The organism is Arthrobacter humicola (assembly GCF_022803015.1).
Classification (GTDB): Bacteria; Actinomycetota; Actinomycetes; order Actinomycetales; family Micrococcaceae; genus Arthrobacter; species Arthrobacter humicola_A.
This window is the reverse complement of sequence record NZ_JAFKON010000009.1, coordinates 22,079-38,140: the sequence shown is the minus strand read 5'-3', so window position 1 is coordinate 38,140 and position 16,062 is coordinate 22,079. Positions and strand designations below refer to the sequence as shown.

11 protein-coding genes are annotated in these 16,062 nt (G+C 67.9%); 6 read left to right on the top strand and 5 right to left on the bottom strand.

The genetic code is table 11. The features are described from left to right. Positions 1-35: 35 nt before the first annotated feature. Positions 36-863 carry a triose-phosphate isomerase family protein gene (locus ARTB_RS16720; protein ID WP_243181551.1) on the top strand — a complete coding sequence of 276 codons (828 nt, stop codon included), beginning with the start codon at positions 36-38 and terminating at the stop codon, positions 861-863. A gap of 422 nt (positions 864-1,285) precedes the next feature. Here ARTB_RS16720 and ARTB_RS16715 read toward each other — a convergent pair whose 3' ends face one another. Further along, a complete protein-coding gene (locus ARTB_RS16715) occupies positions 1,286-4,888 on the bottom strand; it encodes a TM0106 family RecB-like putative nuclease (protein WP_243181550.1) in 3,603 nt (1,200 codons plus the stop codon). 154 nt (positions 4,889-5,042) lie between these two features. Between ARTB_RS16715 and ARTB_RS16710 the strand changes: the two genes are divergently transcribed. From ARTB_RS16710 to ARTB_RS16695, 5 genes are all read left to right on the top strand, one after another. Next, complete coding sequence (locus ARTB_RS16710) at positions 5,043-5,648, top strand: SOUL family heme-binding protein (protein ID WP_243181549.1); 606 nt, start codon at positions 5,043-5,045, stop codon at positions 5,646-5,648. Between the two features lie 23 nt (positions 5,649-5,671). Continuing rightward, complete coding sequence (locus ARTB_RS16705; RefSeq protein ID WP_439954143.1) at positions 5,672-8,230, top strand: Tex-like N-terminal domain-containing protein; 2,559 nt, start codon at positions 5,672-5,674, stop codon at positions 8,228-8,230. A 199-nt stretch (positions 8,231-8,429) separates the two neighbouring features. Beyond that, positions 8,430-9,824, top strand: a complete 1,395-nt coding sequence (locus ARTB_RS16700; protein WP_243181548.1) for an OFA family MFS transporter — start codon at positions 8,430-8,432, stop codon at positions 9,822-9,824. 1 nt (position 9,825) lies between these two features. Then, positions 9,826-9,954: an MFS transporter small subunit gene (locus ARTB_RS21640; protein WP_275450873.1), complete on the top strand. Its 129-nt coding sequence runs from the start codon at positions 9,826-9,828 to the stop codon at positions 9,952-9,954. A 106-nt stretch (positions 9,955-10,060) separates the two neighbouring features. Further along, complete coding sequence (locus tag ARTB_RS16695) at positions 10,061-11,815, top strand: gamma-glutamyltransferase family protein (RefSeq protein WP_243181636.1); 1,755 nt, start codon at positions 10,061-10,063, stop codon at positions 11,813-11,815. Positions 11,816-11,857: 42 nt separating this feature from the next. Here ARTB_RS16695 and ARTB_RS16690 read toward each other — a convergent pair whose 3' ends face one another. The 4 genes from ARTB_RS16690 to ARTB_RS16675 all read right to left on the bottom strand — a co-directional run bounded on the left by ARTB_RS16690 (position 11,858) and on the right by ARTB_RS16675 (position 16,011). Beyond that, positions 11,858-12,910 (bottom strand): alpha/beta hydrolase, encoded by a 1,053-nt coding sequence (locus tag ARTB_RS16690; protein ID WP_243181547.1) that lies wholly within the window; start codon positions 12,908-12,910, stop codon positions 11,858-11,860. 72 nt (positions 12,911-12,982) lie between these two features. Next, a complete protein-coding gene (locus tag ARTB_RS16685) occupies positions 12,983-14,695 on the bottom strand; it encodes an ABC1 kinase family protein (protein WP_243181546.1) in 1,713 nt (570 codons plus the stop codon). Between the two features lie 5 nt (positions 14,696-14,700). Next, positions 14,701-15,240 carry a PadR family transcriptional regulator gene (locus ARTB_RS16680; protein WP_243181635.1) on the bottom strand — a complete coding sequence of 180 codons (540 nt, stop codon included), beginning with the start codon at positions 15,238-15,240 and terminating at the stop codon, positions 14,701-14,703. 306 nt (positions 15,241-15,546) lie between these two features. Continuing rightward, entirely contained in the window at positions 15,547-16,011 is a 465-nt protein-coding gene (locus ARTB_RS16675) for a hypothetical protein (RefSeq protein WP_243181545.1), read from the bottom strand. Positions 16,012-16,062: the final 51 nt, after the last annotated feature.

Below are 16,062 nucleotides of genomic sequence, written 5' to 3'. Positions count from 1 at the left end.
ACCCATCCACTGGATCCAGCAGAAAGCACCAACACATGCAGCAGAGCCCCGGCAGCCAGACCTCCAACACCCGCATCCTGGTGGGGGTCAGCACCAAGATGTACCTCGGCTACCGGGACAGCCTGGACTGGCTCGAGCGGCTGCAGCACGAAGTGGACACCCGCCCGGCCCTCGCGGCCGGGCGGGTTGTCCCGTTTGTCATCCCGTCCTTCCCCGTCCTGCCCGCGGCGGCCCGGCTCCTGGCGGGTTCGCCGCTGCTCCTTGGTGCGCAGAACTGCGGCTGGGCGGACGGGCCCTGGACCGGGGAAGTGGCCCCGTCCATGCTCGCGGAACTCGGCGTCCGGCTCGTGGAGATCGGCCATGCCGAACGCCGGCGGCACTTCAACGAGGACGACGCCATGATCACCCGCAAGGTCCGGGCCGCGGACGACGCCGGGCTCGCCGCGCTGCTGTGCGTGGGGGAGCGCGACGGCGGGCAGCCGGCGGCTGCGGCGGACTTTGTGTTCCGCCAGATCGAGTCGGCCGTCGACGGCGACTGGGACCTCGCCGGCCGCCTGGTGGTGGCGTACGAACCGGTCTGGGCCATCGGCGCGACCGAGCCGGCCGCCGCCGCCTACGTGTCCGACGTCGTCAGCCGGCTCCGGGACCAGCTCACCGCCGCCGGCGTGCCAGGGTTGCCGGTCATTTACGGCGGATCGGCCAAACCGGGTCTGCTGCCCACGCTTGAGGGTCTCTCGGGCCTGTTCCTGGGCCGGTTTGCACACGACCCGGTGAATTTCGGCACGGTGCTCGATGAGGCGCTCGTGCTGGCCGAAGGCCTCCTCGCGACCGACCCCGCCACCGTGGGACATGTCCAGCCCTGACCGCGGGCGACGGGCATGATGCCTAGATCTCCCTTGGTCGAGGCCAAGAATGAGCATGTCCCCTAGGGGTGGCCGCCGGGGAATGGGCATGTTCCGTGGGGTGGGTGGCGAAGAGTGGACATGTCCGGGCCTGACCGCGGGCGACGGGCATGATGCCTAGATGTCCCTTGGTGGAGGGGAAGAATGAGCATGTCCCCTGGGATGGCTGGCGAAGAATGGGCATGTCCCCTGGGCTGGCGAAGAATGGGCATGTCCCGTGGGGTGGATGCCGAAGAGTGGACATGTCCGGCTCTGACCGCGTGCGACGGGCATGATGCCTAGATGTCCGTTGGTGGAGGGGAAGAATGGGCATGTCCCTCGTCGGAGGGTGCGGGCAACCGAAGAATGAGCATGTCCCTCGTCGGAGAGTGCGGCTAGGACAGCTACGCGCTGACCGACCTCTGGCACAGGCCGATGAAGCCGCCCAGCTGTTCCATGCCCTCCGGATGCGTGGGGAGGTAGTTGGTCAGTTCGGGCGCGCGGACGATCACGGCACGCCATTGGCCGCGGGACACCGCCACATTGATCCGGTTCCGCGAGAGCAGGAATTCCATGCCCCGCGGAGCCTCGGCCACCGCAGAACATGCCATGGACACAATCACGACCGCGGCCTCCTGGCCCTGGAACTTATCCACGGTCCCCACCCGCACGCCGGCGAGATTCGCGGCGTCCAAGGAATCGCGGATGACATTGACCTGGGCGTTGTAGGCGGCCACCACCAGAATGTCGGACGCTTCCAATGGCCGGGCTCCGTCTGCGGTGTGCCAGGAAAGGCCCAGATGGCGGCGCACCTGCCCGACGACCTCGGCAGCCTCCTCGGCCGACGACGTCGTGTTCCCGCTGTGTGGCACCATCACCGTCTCAATCCCCGCGGGCACACCCTCCAGACGGCGCAGATCCGCGGATGGGGCGGAACGCAACCGGCCCTCGTAGGACAACTCCGAGACGGCCAGGCACAGCTCGGAGGTCATCCGCCACGAGTCGGCCAGGAAGTAGCCAAGCTCGGGCGGCAGCGTGGCGTGGCCTGCGGAAATCCAGCCCAGGGCCGACTCGTCGACCGGCTCCGGGTGCCTGCCCTGGCTGACCTGCGGCAGCTGCTGCGGGTCGCCGAGCAAGAGCAGTCGGCTGCTGGCCTGCGCCACGGCAAGGGTGTTGGCCAGCGAGAACTGGCCGGCCTCGTCGATCACCAGGAGGTCCAGGGAGCCGGCCGGGACGGTGGCGCCGGTCATGGTCCACGCCGTGCCACCGACGAGGGCGCCTCCAGGCGCACCCAGCAGCTCCGCAACGTCCTTGCCGGTGCGCCGGGCCCACGGCAGGGCGTTGTTGTGCTTCACGTCTTTGGCCACCAGCGCCGGGTCGACCCCAGCCTTCGTGACAGCGGTCTTCAGCAGGTTCTCCACCACCGCGTGCGACTGGCCGACGACGCCGACTTTCCAGCCGCGGGCCACGAGCCGGGCGATGACGTGGGACCCCACATGGGTCTTGCCCGTTCCGGGCGGACCCTGCACTGCCAGGTAGGAGTGGTCAAGGGCCAGCACGGCCGCCGTGATGGCTTCAATGAAGCGGTCCGGTCCGGCGCCAGGCTGCGGCAGTGAAGCTCCGGCGGCCAGCCTCGGTGGCTGACGCCGGACGAGGTCAAGCGCAGGATGGCGGGGGAGGGAGCCGGACCCCAGGCCGGCGACCACCGTGTCAGCGAGGGCTGCCAGTGCTTGCTCGAGGCTCTTGGTGGCGAGGGGTTGGTCTTCCGTCAGCGCGATGGGGAGGTCATTGTAGGGCTGTATCTTCCGGTGCAGCCGGTCCCGGATGATGACGGTGTCCTTGCCGTCCTCATGGCCCAACTCCAGGACCTCCGTGCCGAACCATCCGCTCCGTCCGGTTCCGTTCTTGCCGGTACCTTCCAGCCCGGCGGGAAGAGGCAGTTCGTACATGCGGAACCACTTGCTGCCCTCGCGGAGGTCCGACCCTGGACTCACGGAGCCGGACAGCTTGACCCGCCGTTCCGGAAGTTTGGTCCCCGTCTGTTGCCAGTCGTCGAGGATTTCCGCGGATTCGACGAGGAAAACGTTCCGGTCCCGTTCGTGCGTGTCCGGACCGTGCTCACACCGATCGAAGTGCGCCCACCAGAACGACTTGCGCTCCCGGCGGTGATAGCTCACGGCCGCGGCCAGCATGGCCACGGCCTTACGGTCGTCCTCGGACAAGCCGCTGCCCGGCTCAGCAAATTCCATCAGTGCCAGCTCAGCCGGGGCAAGCGCCGCATCGGCCCGTGCCGAGCCGTCGTCGGGGCCGTCCTCCGAGCGGGACGCCGCGCCCGGCTCCGCGCCGTGTGGCTCCAGCCGGCGTTCCTTGGCCAGCCCGAGCAGCCAGTTCCGGAGCTCCAGCGTGGAGAGGCAGTCGTATTCGTTGTAGTCGGAGATCCCGGCGAGGATTGTGGCCGCTTCGTCGGGCCGCTCATTGTCCCTCGCGTCGCAGAACCGTGCATAGGCAATCACGGAGGCGCCGGCGTCCTTCACTTCGCCAGTTCGAAGGTTCGCCCCCATGTAGAGCGGTTCGAGCTTCTTGATGCTGTAAGAGTTTTCGGAGATCCTGATGCTGTTCCGGACCGTTTGGTACAGGTCCACCAGCAGGCCTTCGCGGAGCCACTCGTCCACGATGTCCTCCCCGGCAACGTGCATCACCGAGAGTTTTCGAAGCGCCGTTTTTTCATACGGTGCGTAGTGGTAGACGTGCATGTCCGGGTGGTCCCGCCGGCGTTTCTCGACATAGTCAAGGAAATCGAGGAACGCCTGCTTCTCCGCCTCCCGGCTGTGGGCCCAGAATGGCCGGAAAATCCCCGGAGTCCCGGGCTCGGTGGGCGCCTCGATCACGCCGAACAGGTACTCGAGCCCCCACACTCCCGTGGCGCGGTCCTGCCACAGCGGATCGCCTTCGAAGTCGAAGAAAATATCGCCCCGGCTCGGTGGGGGCAGCTCGGCCAGGGTGTTCCCGGGCAGGACGCCGTAGCGGATGGTGTGCTCTTCGCCGTCCTTGCGGTAGCAGACTTCTCCGTCGGCAGGGCCAACGCCGCTCTGCATCCGCGCCTGTTCCTGCAGGCGCAGGAGCGTAGGTGTGGGCTTGGTGAGGGTCGCTTGCGCCAGGTCAGTGACTGAACTAATCCCACGTTCGTGGAGGTTCTTGCGCTGCACGGAGTTCATCCGGGCCACGAGGAGGAGATCGTCGGTGGCTTTGACTTGCTCCTGGCAGTAATCGCAGCGGCCACAGGCGGTCAGCCCGGGCGCGCCCCACTCCACTGGTCCCGGCTGTGCGATGTGCGCGGCGGTCAGCGCGAGGAAACGCTCGCGGCGCTCTCGGAAAACCGGCAGGATTTCGGAGAGTTTGTGGTGGCTTCGCACGTAGTCGAATCCGCCGCCGGGCAGCTGCACTGTCGAGCCAAGGACGAGGGTCACTGCCGGGTCCACCGGGATCCCGGCCTTCAGCAGCTGGTCGCCGTAGGCGGCCAGCTGGAGCAGGGCCGTCACCTTTGCGTGGCGGGCGAGCTTAGTGTCGAACACGGCGTAGCTGCCGTCGGACTGCCGCACGAGGAAGTCGGAGCGGCCGTGGAACTGGCCGTCGAAGAAGGCGGCCTGGAAGACGACGTCGGCTCCCGCGCGCAGCGCCCCAATGGACTCGGCGTGCTTGACCGCCAGCGTGGCGCGGTCCATGGCCTCGGCCGGGACGACGTCGTACACGCCGTGCCCGGTGGCCGGATCCCAGTCGCCAAACTCCGCAACGAAACCGCCGAGGACCTTGCGCTCGTGGAGGTCACCCAACACCGCTGCATGCTTGAGCATCTCGTCGTCTTCGAACGTAGCTCGGGGGGACCGGCCCAGCTTCTCGTCGAGTTTCCGCAGCAGCTGATACTCGCAACTCGCTGCCACCACGAGGTCGCTGGCGGAGTAGATCAGGTCCGGTAATGAGCCCGGTACCTCAGGTTCAAGAAAAAACACTGTGCCCCCGTTGTTGGTGCCCCGTTGTTGGTGCCCCGTTGTTGGTGCCCTCCGCTATTCAAGCTATCAAAGCCCTCTGACACTTAAACATGGGATAGGAACCAGGCAAGGGCCTCTGGTTCCTGTCGTAGGACCGGCGTAGGGTCTGAGGATTATGACGGAACAACAACCGTATGAGCTGGTCCAGCGCTACGCGCACTTCGAGCTGCGCCGCTATCCGGCGTACGCTGTGGCGGAAATAGAGGTCAATGCGACCTTCGACCGCGCCGGGAATGCCGCCTTCCGGCACCTGTTCAACTACATCAGCGGCAGCAACACAGCGCAACGGAAGCTGGCAATGACGGCCCCGGTGATCCAGGAACCTGGGTCGTCGCAAAAGCTGGGGATGACCGCTCCGGTACTGCAAAGCGGACCGCTCCCGGGAAGCGCAGAGCCCGCTGATTTCATCGTCGCCTTCGTGCTCCCCGCCGGGGTGACAGCGGAGACGGCGCCGGTCCCGGCCAACCCCGACGTCAGAGTCCGGACCCTGCCGGGTTCTTTGGCAGCCGCTCTTCGGTTCTCGGGCAGCGGGTCGGAGGCGGCCTTTCTACGGCGAAACGAAGGCCTCCAAGAGGCACTCAGGCTGGCCGGGCTGAAGGGTGTTGGGCCGCCACGATTCGCCCGTTTTGATCCGCCGTTCAAGCCGTGGTTCCTGCGCCGCAACGAGGTTGTTCAGGACGTGCAGGAGCCCCTTCCGCCTTCAGGCGAGCCCGGCCGCTGACCGGGGTAGGGCAAAATGGTTTGGTGACCCAACACCCGCAGCGCCCCGTCAACCCCGCCTCGCCCGCCTCCGGCCCGTCCGCGAAGGCCGGCTCGCCACAGACCGGCACGCCGCATTCCCAGGAGTCCGGGATCGCCGCCCAGATCGCCGGCGAGCTTGGCGTCCTGCCGTGGCAGGTCAAGGCGGCCGTGGATCTGCTCGACGCCGGGTCCACCGTGCCCTTCATCGCCCGCTACCGGAAGGAAGCGACCGGCACCCTGGACGATACCCAGCTCCGCGAGCTGGAGGAGCGGCTGCGCTACCTGCGCGAGCTCGAGGACCGACGCCGGAGTATCCTCGAGGCGATCGCCGCCCAAGGCGCGTTGACCCCGGAACTGCAGGCCGCCGTCGTCGGCGCGGACACGAAGTCGCGGCTGGAGGACATCTACCTCCCGTTCAAAACCAAGCGGCGCACCAAGGCGCAGATCGCCCGCGAAGCCGGACTGGAGCCGCTCGCCGACGCCCTGCTCAAGCGCCCCGAACTGGACCCGGAGCGCGAGGCGGCCAAGTACCTCAACGCCGAACACTCGATCGGTGACCCCGCCGCGGCGCTCGCCGGTGCCCGCTCCATCCTGGTGGAACGCGTTGCGCAGGACGCCGACCTGGCCGCCACACTCCGGGAACGGCTGTGGACCCAGGGCCGGATGGTGTCCCGGGTGAAGAAAGGCAAGGAAGCCGAGGGCCAGAAATTCAAGGACTACTTCGAGTTCTCCCAGCAGCCGGCCGGGATGCCCTCGCACCGTGTCCTGGCGCTGCTGCGCGGAGAAAAGGACGGCGCGCTGGAGCTGGATCTCGCCGAGGCTGATCCGAACGACGACGCCGCCCTCACCGCCGCGCGCGGCCGGTACGAGGCGGCCGTGGCCAGGTTCCTCGGGGTCGCCGACCGCGGCCGGGCCGCCGATGCCTGGCTGCTGCAGACCGCGCAGCTGGCCTGGCGCTCGCGCGTCCTGGCGCGGCTAACGGCAGACCTGCGCAGCCGGATGTTCGCCGCCGCCGAGGACGAGGCCGTGCGTGTGTTCGCCGCGAACCTGCGCGATGTGCTGCTCGCCGCGCCGGCCGGGAACCGTGCCACCCTGGGCCTGGACCCGGGACTGCGCACCGGCGTCAAGGTCGCCGTGGTGGATGGAACCGGCAAGGTGGTCGCAACGGACACCGTCTACCCGCACGCCCCGGCCCGGAAATGGGACGAAGCGCTGCGGACCCTCGTGGGCCTCGCCACGAAGCACGGGGTCGAACTCGTCGCGATCGGCAACGGCACCGCGTCGAGGGAGACGGACAAGCTCGCCGCCGAACTGCTGAAACAGCTCGCGCCCGGGTCGGCAGACAAGCCGCAGAAAATTGTGGTGTCCGAGGCCGGGGCGTCGGTGTATTCGGCGTCGGCGCTCGCCGCGGCGGAGCTGCCCGGCATGGACGTGTCCCTGCGCGGGGCAGTCTCGATCGCCCGGCGGCTGCAGGACCCGCTCGCGGAGCTGGTGAAGATTGAGCCGAAGTCGATCGGCGTCGGGCAGTACCAGCACGACGTCACGGCCGCGAAGCTGGACCGCAGCCTGGACGCGGTGGTCGAGGACTGCGTGAACGCGGTGGGCGTGGACGTCAACACCGCCTCGCCCGCACTGCTGAGCCGGGTGGCAGGGGTCGGGCCGTTGCTGAGCGAGAACATTGTGGCGTACCGGAACGAGCACGGGCCCTTCGCCAAGCGCAGCGAGCTGAAGAAGGTCCCGCGGCTGGGCGCCAAGGCGTTTGAGCAGTGCGCCGGCTTCCTGCGGATCACCGGGGGAGCGGAGCCGCTGGACGCCTCCAGCGTGCACCCGGAGGCCTACCCCGTGGCCCGGAAAATCAAGGCGGCCGCCGGTAAAGCGCCCGCTGCGGGAAGCTTTGCGGCGCTGAACCCGCAGGACTTCGTGGACGGCTCCTTCGGCCTGCCCACCGTGCAGGACATCATCGCCGAGCTTGAGAAGCCCGGCCGTGACCCGCGTCCGGCCTTCGCGGCGGCAGCGTTTTCTGAAGGCATCGAAAAGATCTCGGACCTCAGGCCCGGCATGGTACTGGAGGGAACGGTGACCAACGTGGCCGCGTTCGGCGCGTTCGTCGACGTCGGGGTGCACCAGGACGGGCTCGTGCACGTGTCGGCCCTGGCAAACCGCTTTGTCTCCGATCCCCGTGAGGTGGTGAAGTCCGGGCAGGTGGTCCGGGTCAAGGTGCTGGAGGCGGATCCGGAGCGGAAGCGCATCTCGCTCACCCTCAGGCTCGACGACGAACCGGCCTCCGGCGGCCGTGCGGCGGGCGGCCGCACTGCCGGAGACCGCCCGGCTGGCGGTCGTGCGGACTCGCGGCCGGAACGTCCGCGGCAGGCGACGTCGCAGCCGGCGTCGCAAGCGCCGTCGACCCAGCCGTCGACCCAGCCGTCCGGAAGGCAGCCGTCCGGGAAACCGGCAACCGACCGGCGGACGCCGGGCAGGCAACCGCAGAAGCCGGCCCCCACGCCGTCGCCGGTCAACACCGCGATGGCCGAGGCGCTCCGGAAGGCCGGCCTGGGCAAGTAGCGCCCGGTGCGGCTGCCGCACCACCGTTCGTCGCGGATTCCCTACCGCTTGGCGCATAACTAGTACGTTTGCTGACGATCTGCACCATGATTGCCGGAGGCAACGGCCCTCTACCGGAAGCTCGGTCAGAGGCCCTGGCAGAGGGCCGTTTCCGCAATGTGCTGGACACCGATGTCGTTGACGAGCAGGGGGAGTACTTATGGGTTGGCTGGACCGCGAACGAACCATCGCCCCGCCGGGATTTAACCGGTGGCTCGTCCCCCCGGCAGCCCTCGCGGTGCACCTGTGCATCGGCCAGGCCTACGCGACGAGCGTTTACAAGACCGCGCTGGTGAAGCACTTCGGCGCGAGCCTGACCGAGATCGGCGTGATCTTCTCCGTTGCGATCGTGATGCTAGGCCTCTCGGCCGCCATCATGGGCACCTGGGTGGACAGGAACGGGCCCCGCAAGGCGATGTTCACCTCCGCCGCGTTCTGGGCGAGCGGCTTCCTGATCGGCTCCCTGGGCATCTTCAGCCACCAGCTCTGGCTCGTCTACCTCGGCTACGGCGTCGTCGGCGGCATCGGACTGGGGATCGGTTACATCTCCCCGGTCTCCACCCTGATCAAATGGTTCCCGGACCGGCCCGGACTGGCCACGGGCATGGCGATCATGGGGTTCGGCGGCGGCGCCCTGATCGCCAGCCCGGTCTCCACGGCCCTGCTGAAAATGTATGATCCCAACTCCGGGGCCAAGGGCTGGGTGGCCAGCGGTGAGTCGGTGGGCAAGCTCTTCCTGACCCTCGCCGTCGTCTATCTGGCCTACATGATGTTCGGCGCGTTCACCATCAAGGTCCCGTCCGAGGGATGGAAACCGGCAGGTTTCGACCCCGCAAAGGTCAAGGCCGCCTCGCTGGTCACCACGGACAACGTCTCCGCCAGGAACGCGGTCAAGACCAGGCAGTTCTGGCTCGTCTGGATCGCCCTGTTCTGCAATGTCACGGCAGGGATCGGCATCCTTGAGCAGGCCGCTCCGATGATCCAGGACTTCTTCCGCCAGCCCGACGGCACGTCCCTGGCCAGCGCCGCAGTGGCCGCCGGCTTCGTGGGGCTGCTCTCGATCGGCAACATGTCCGGCCGCTTTGCCTGGTCCGCCACCTCCGATGTCACCGGCCGCAAGCGCATCTACATGGTCTACCTCGGCGTCGGCGCCGTGCTCTACACCGTGCTGGCGCTGGCCGGCTCTACGTCCACCGTCCTCTACGTGGCCCTCGCGTTCGTCATCATCTCCTTCTACGGTGGTGGGTTCGCGACGGCCCCCGCCTACCTGCGCGACCTCTTCGGCACGTTCCAGGTCGGAGCCATCCACGGCCGGCTCCTGACGGCCTGGTCCGCGGCGGGTATCGCCGGGCCGCTGATCGTCAACGCTTTCCTGGACGCGCAGGGCAAGCCCGGCGCGCTCAACGCCGCGTCCTACCAGCCCGCCTTGCTGACCATGGTGGGGCTGCTGGTGATCGGTTTCGTGGCGAACCTCTTGGTCACGCCGGTGGACGCACGATTCCACGAACCACGTCCTGGCCGCGTCCGGTCCGAAGAACCTGCCTTGGAGGGCTGAAATGAGCAGTGCACAGAGTTCCGTCACACCGTCCACCGGGAGGTTGGTCATCGCCTGGGCGCTTGTCGGCGTGCCGCTCGCGTATGGCGTCTATGAGACCCTCACCCGCGTGGCGGCCCTGTTTGGCTGACACGGTGGTGACAGAAGTCTTCGGTGATAGTCCGCGCGCCGTGAGCGCACCGTTCACACGCCCGGAGGCGTTCACCACCCGCCCCACGCTGCAGGGCACGTTTGGGATGAGCGCGTCCACGCATTGGCTTGCGACGGCGGCGGCCCAGTCCGTGTTGGAGCGCGGTGGGAACGCCTTCGACGCCGCGGTGGCGGGAGCGTTCGTGCTCCATGTGGTGGAGCCGCACCTCAACGGGCCCGGCGGAGACATGACCGGGATCTTCGTCACCGCGGACCGGCCGGAGCAGCCCATAGTCCTGATGGGGCAGGGCCCGGCGCCGGCCGGGGCCACGGTGGAGCACTATGTGGCCGAAGGCCTGGACCTCGTTCCGGGATCGGGTGCCCTGGCCGCCGCGGTGCCTGCCGCCGTCGACGCCTGGCTCCTGCTGCTGCGTGACCACGGGACGTGGGAGCTGGACGCGGTCCTGGACTTCGCGATCGGCTACGCGCGGGACGGCCACCCGGTGCTCGGCCGGGTCGGAACCACCATCGCGGCCGTGTCCGCGCTGTTCGAGGCGCACTGGCCCACGTCGGCTGAGCTGTGGATACCGGGCGGCCGAGTCCCGGTTGAGGGCGAGCTGGTGTGGAACCCGGCCTATGCCCGCACCCTGGAACGGCTCGTGCAGGCCGGAGTCAGGGAATTCACCCGCGAGGCGGGAATTGATGCGGCCCGCCGCGAGTGGCGGGAGGGGTTCGTGGCCCGCGCCATGGTGGAGTCGGTTCAGTCCCCGCGCCGGCATTCCTCGGGCACGGATCACCGCGGAGTGCTCGCCTTGGACGATCTCGCGGGATTCGAAGCCGGGTATGAGGCGGCCGCCACTGTGGAGTTCCGGGGCCACACGATTGCCAAGACCGGGCCGTGGGGCCAGGGGCCGGCGCTGCTGCAGACCCTGGCCATCCTGTCCGGTTTCGAGGACCGGTTCCTTGATCCGTCCACCGAGCTGGGGGCGCACACCGTCCTGGAGGCGCAGAAGCTCGCGCTCGCGGACCGGGAGGCATACTACGGCGACACGGACGTGCCGCTCGATTACCTGCTCTCGGAGGACTACTGCGCCGGCCGCCGTGCCTTGATCACGGAGCGGGCGTCCCACGACTTCCGGCCTGGCACCGTGCCCGGGCGGGAGCCGTACAGGCCACCACTGCGCACCAGTTACACGCCGCGGGCGCTCGCGGGCCATGCCGCCGCGGCCGGACTCGGCGTCGGCGAGCCCACCGTGACATCCGCGGGGGAGACCCGCGGCGATACCTGCCATATCGACGTCGTGGACCGCTGGGGCAATATGGTCTCCGCCACTCCGTCCGGCGGCTGGCTGCAGTCGTCCCCGGCGATCCCGGAGTTGGGCTTCTGCCTGGGCACCCGGCTGCAGATGACCTGGCTGGAGCCCGGGACGCCGTCCACGCTGACGCCCGGCAAACGCCCGCGTACCACCTTGACGCCCACGCTCGTGCTGCGGGACGGCCACGCAGTGACCGCACTGGGGTCGCCCGGCGGCGACCAGCAGGACCAGTGGCAGCTGCCGTACCTGCTGCGGACCATCGTGGGCGGGTATTCGCCGCAGCAGGCCATCGACGCACCGACGTTCCATACGACGTCGATGCCCGGGTCCTTCTGGCCGCGCACCTGGGAGCCCGGCGGCGCCGTCGTCGAGAACCGGCTCGGTGAGGACGTCATCGCGGGGCTGGAACGCCGCGGGCATGTGGTCAGCCGGGCTGGTGACTGGGCGCTGGGGCGGTTGTCCGCCGTCGTGCGGGATCCTGAGACCGGGGTCCTGCAGGCTGCCGCAAATCCGCGCGGTGCGCAGGGGTACGCCGCGGGCCGGTAGCGGTTGGCGGTGCGTAGCGGTGGAGCTGGGGATGCTCGCTTCCTAGCCGGAAGCCTTGAGCCGGTCCATGAAGCGGAGCGACTCGGCAACTATCTGCTGCTGCGCCTCGTTGCGGCTGATGCCCGGCTCGCCGTCCCCGGGCTGCCCACCGTAGTCACCGAAGAACGCGTGCACGCCGCCCACAACCGTTGCGTAGGTGGTGGTTGGCGGGAGCAGGGGCCTCGACGCCGCGATCTTGTCCGGGGTGCTCAGGCCATCGTTTGTGCCGGAGATGGAGAGCACCGAGAGGCCCTGCGCGTCCGCCATGTTCTCTGCGGGGTACGAAGCAAAGAGCAGCAGCCCGGAGACGTCGTGATTCGCCGCCGCGAACGATGATGCGCTCACGCCGCCCAACGAATGACCACCGACGGCCCAGGAAGCGATTTCGGGATGCCGGTCCATGGCTGCGCGGGCCTGGTTGGTGTCCAGCAGGGAGACGCCAAGGGGTGGCTTCAGGATGACGACTAGATGACCCGCGTCCGCGAGCGGCTGCAGCAGGTCCTGATAGGCGTGCGCGTCGACCCTGGCACCGGGGTAGAAGACGAGACCCGTGGTGGCTTGGCCCGCCGGGGCAAGGGTGATCGAAGTGGCGTCTTCTGCAGCCTTTGACCCGGCTGGCGCGGTCGCGGTGGGCCCATTGGCCGGGGCCGTCTTCTCCCGGTCGGGTTGGTGGGGGAACGGGCTGAGCCACATCAGCGCCGCCACGAAACCGAGGACCGTGAGCCGGCCTGCGATCCCGCGGACCAACTGCCAGGTGGAAATGTCACCGCTACGCTGCTGTTTGCCGCCGAAGAACCAGCGTCTGACCAGAATCAGCGCCCACAGAATCCCCAGTGCGACGGCGGCCACCAGGAGAGCGGGCAGGGCGGGGTGGCCGCCGAGGACGGCCGGGTTGCTGAGCAGCATCCAGAGCGGGACCACTATCAGGGCGGCCGCCGCGAGAGCGCCGCTCCAGTTCAGGATCGAGGACTTCCAGGAAGTGGAGTTGGGCCCTTTGGGGACGGGGCCGCGGGTTTCGGTGGGGTTCGCAGGACGAAAAGGCTGGCCTTCCTTCACGGCTTGATGATATCGCCCCGGCAGCGGAACCCGATGGTGTCCGGGTGCGGCAAAACCCCGTCACCGGCTCGATCAGCGGCCGCTGCGCCCCACCCACAGCCCATGCAGCAGCGGAAGCACTGACGCGATCATCAGGACATTGCCGAGCACCATGTCATCCGCGCGGACCACGGAGCCGGAAACCAGCAGGGCGCCGAAGATCAGCGCCGATGCTGATCGCTGCGCCGTGCGGTCAAGCCGTCCCAGCTGCCGCTCGAGGCGCGGATTTGCCACCGACAGTGAACCGTCCTCGAATCGGGTTAGCAGCCCATCCATACGTTTCGGCAGACCCAGCGCCATCCCGGCGGCATCGAGCGCCTGCTGGGCAACGTCCTGCACGATGTTGCCGCGCTCGTCGCGCAGCAGCTGCGCCGCATAGGGTTCGACCGAATCCCACAGATTGAACCGGGCGTCCAGCGAGCTGCACACACCCGACGTCAGTGACATGGCCCGGATGATGAGCAGGAAGTTCTCCGGGAATTGGAAAGGCAAGGACCGGACAGTGTCACCGAACTCCACCGCGAACTCCCGGAACTCCCTGGGGTCGACCTCGCGAAGCTCGGCGAAGCCCATCCCGCCAAATCGGGCGAAGAGGTGCGTCATTGCCCGCTCAAGCTCCACAGTGTCCGCCGAAGGCACCAGCACACCGACGTTCCGGATGGCGGCCACCAGACCCTTGCCGTCACGCGAAGCGGCCGCGATGAGCAGCTTCCGCAGACCGCTGCGTGTGCTCGGCGGGATCTCGCCCATCATGCCGAAGTCGATGAAGGTCAGCTTCCAGGGGTGCGCTGCGGATGGATCCGTAGCCGGCGTGACAAAAATGTTGCCCGGGTGCGGATCGGCGTGGAAAAACCCGGTGGTGAACATCTGGTCGAACATGACGGAGGCAAAAACCGGGGCGACCTGCGCCGGATCGATACCGGCAGCCAGCAGCGCCACCGAGTCCGTGATTTTGATCGCTGTCACGTCTTCGAGGGTGAGCACGCGGCGGGTGCTTCGCTCCCAGACGACGCCGGGCACCTCCACCCGGGCGTCATCGGCAAAATCGACCCCGAACCGCTCCGCGTTCGCCCCCTCATTCAGGTAGTCGATTTCCTCAAGGCTGGTCTGCGCAAACTCCTCGACCAGGGCGGGCATGTCAGCACGATCTGACACCAGGCGTACGTGGCTGAGCCAGCCGCCCACTTTGCGCAGTGCCGCCAGGTCGACGTCGACAATGTCGTTGATGCCCGGCCGCTGTACTTTCAGAACCACACGGTCGAGACCGGTGTCGGCGGCGTCGTCCGGGCGAAGCCTGGCCCGGTGCGCCTGCCCGAGGGACGCTGCCGCGATCGGTGTCTCCTCGATCGAGGCGAACAACCGCTCCAGCGGCGCGCCCAGCTCAGCTTCGGCGAGGGCTCGGATCGCGGAGAACGAAACCGGAGGCACCTCGTCCTGCAGCCCCTCGAGTTCCTTGGTGATCTCGGGCGGCAGCACGTCGAGCCGGGAGGACAGGAACTGTCCGACTTTGATCATGAGGCCGCCGAGGTCCACCGCCAGCGCATGGAAGCGCTGCGCGAAGCGCCGCATCCTCTTCGCCCTGGTGCGCTCGGCAATCCTCACCAGCCCGATGCGGGGGAGGAGCAGCTCGAACCACCAGGTCACCGCGAGATGCCACGCGGCGAAACGTAGGATGCGGCGGTAACGGGCCCGGTGGTTCCCGGCGCCGGGGACCGTGGCTGCCCGGTCCCGGCGAACCGACGTCACCCCCGTCAGCCCTGGGCGAGGATCGCGTACAACCGGCGGCGCGCGTCATCGAGCACCGCCACGGCTTCCTGCACCTGCTTCGGCGTCCCGGTGCGTCCCACCTGGGAGGCGGCTTGTGCGAGCTCGACGCCCGCCTTGGGCAGCGCCGCGAACCCCGAGCCCGATGCTGGACCCGACTCCCAGGGCGCTGACATGCCGGCACCCGCTACCTCCTCGCGGCCCGCCTCCGTCAGGGAATAGATCTTGCGGCCGTTGGATTCCTCAGCACGGATAATGCCCTCGTCGGCCAGCAGTTGGAGGGTTGGATAGACGGAGCCAGCGCTGGGCTTCCAGGTCCCGCCGCTGCGCTCCTCAATTTCACGAATGATCTGATAGCCGTGCATCGGCCGCTCGGCGAGCAGTGCCAGCACAGCCGAGCGCACCTCGCCGCGCCCCGCCCGGGATCCCGAGCGCTTCTCGAACCTCGAACGCAACTCCTCTACGGCCTGCCACATGCCGTCGACATTGTTGCCGCGAAATCCGCCTGCCGGGTAAGAACTGCGCATCATGCTCTCCTCTGGACAACCGTGAGCGATATACAACGATAGCCAACGATACACGCGCAGATTTGCGAAACCAAGAGCGATAGCCATCCACATCTTGCATCGTGATGCCACAGCAAGGAGACCCGTCGAATGCCAAAAAATACGGGTCAAGGAACCACGGCCCATTAGCCAATGTGCAGTCAGGCGTGTTGCCTCAGCCTCGCTTCCAGTCAGCCTTCCGGACCGAACGACGATGCCTTTGGGCTTCTGAAGAAATTAGCCAATGCCGACCGCACCAACACCGCCCATGAACCCTCGTTGGTGGCGTCAGCGTTCCTTATTTGCGGTTTCCCGGGCCCGCTTAGCGGGCGTACGGCGCTTACTTGCATGCTGCCAGGCCAGTCCTGCCTGAGTGCCCGAAATAAACCCACCGAACCACGCGATTCCGGCTGGGCCCAACACCAAACAGAGGACGAGGACCAGCACCAAAACCAGCATGGCAAGCCATCGCCAGAGCGGCGAAAAACGCAGCAACCACACGCCCACGGCCAGACCTGCGAGTAATGCAACGACCTCCTGCATCACATGGTCCTGAGGCCCGAGCACGATCACCGCGGCCGTGGCGCTCAAGAGCACGCCACTAAGGATCAGAGCATTCCTTACCGGATGCTCAGCTTTCCTTCCCACAACAGCCAACCCTTTCTTGGCCTGTTTTGCCCACCATCCGAGTCCGCTTTGCAGTTGGTCGCCACCGAAGCCGACGGTGCCACCTCCAAAGGCGGCGCCCCACACGCGCTATGGTGCTCGGAGGCTGCATGTTGCGGATCCGGTGCGGGACGAAGT

Coding starts and splice junctions, on each gene's coding strand:
- ARTB_RS16720 (WP_243181551.1), top strand. CDS start 36: ATGCAGCAGAGCCCCGGCAGCCAGACCTCCAACACCCGCATCCTGGTG.
- ARTB_RS16710 (WP_243181549.1), top strand. CDS start 5,043: ATGACGGAACAACAACCGTATGAGCTGGTCCAGCGCTACGCGCACTTC.
- ARTB_RS16700 (WP_243181548.1), top strand. CDS start 8,430: ATGGGTTGGCTGGACCGCGAACGAACCATCGCCCCGCCGGGATTTAAC.
- ARTB_RS21640 (WP_275450873.1), top strand. CDS start 9,826: ATGAGCAGTGCACAGAGTTCCGTCACACCGTCCACCGGGAGGTTGGTC.
- ARTB_RS16695 (WP_243181636.1), top strand. CDS start 10,061: ATGAGCGCGTCCACGCATTGGCTTGCGACGGCGGCGGCCCAGTCCGTG.
- ARTB_RS16680 (WP_243181635.1), bottom strand. CDS start 15,240: ATGCGCAGTTCTTACCCGGCAGGCGGATTTCGCGGCAACAATGTCGAC.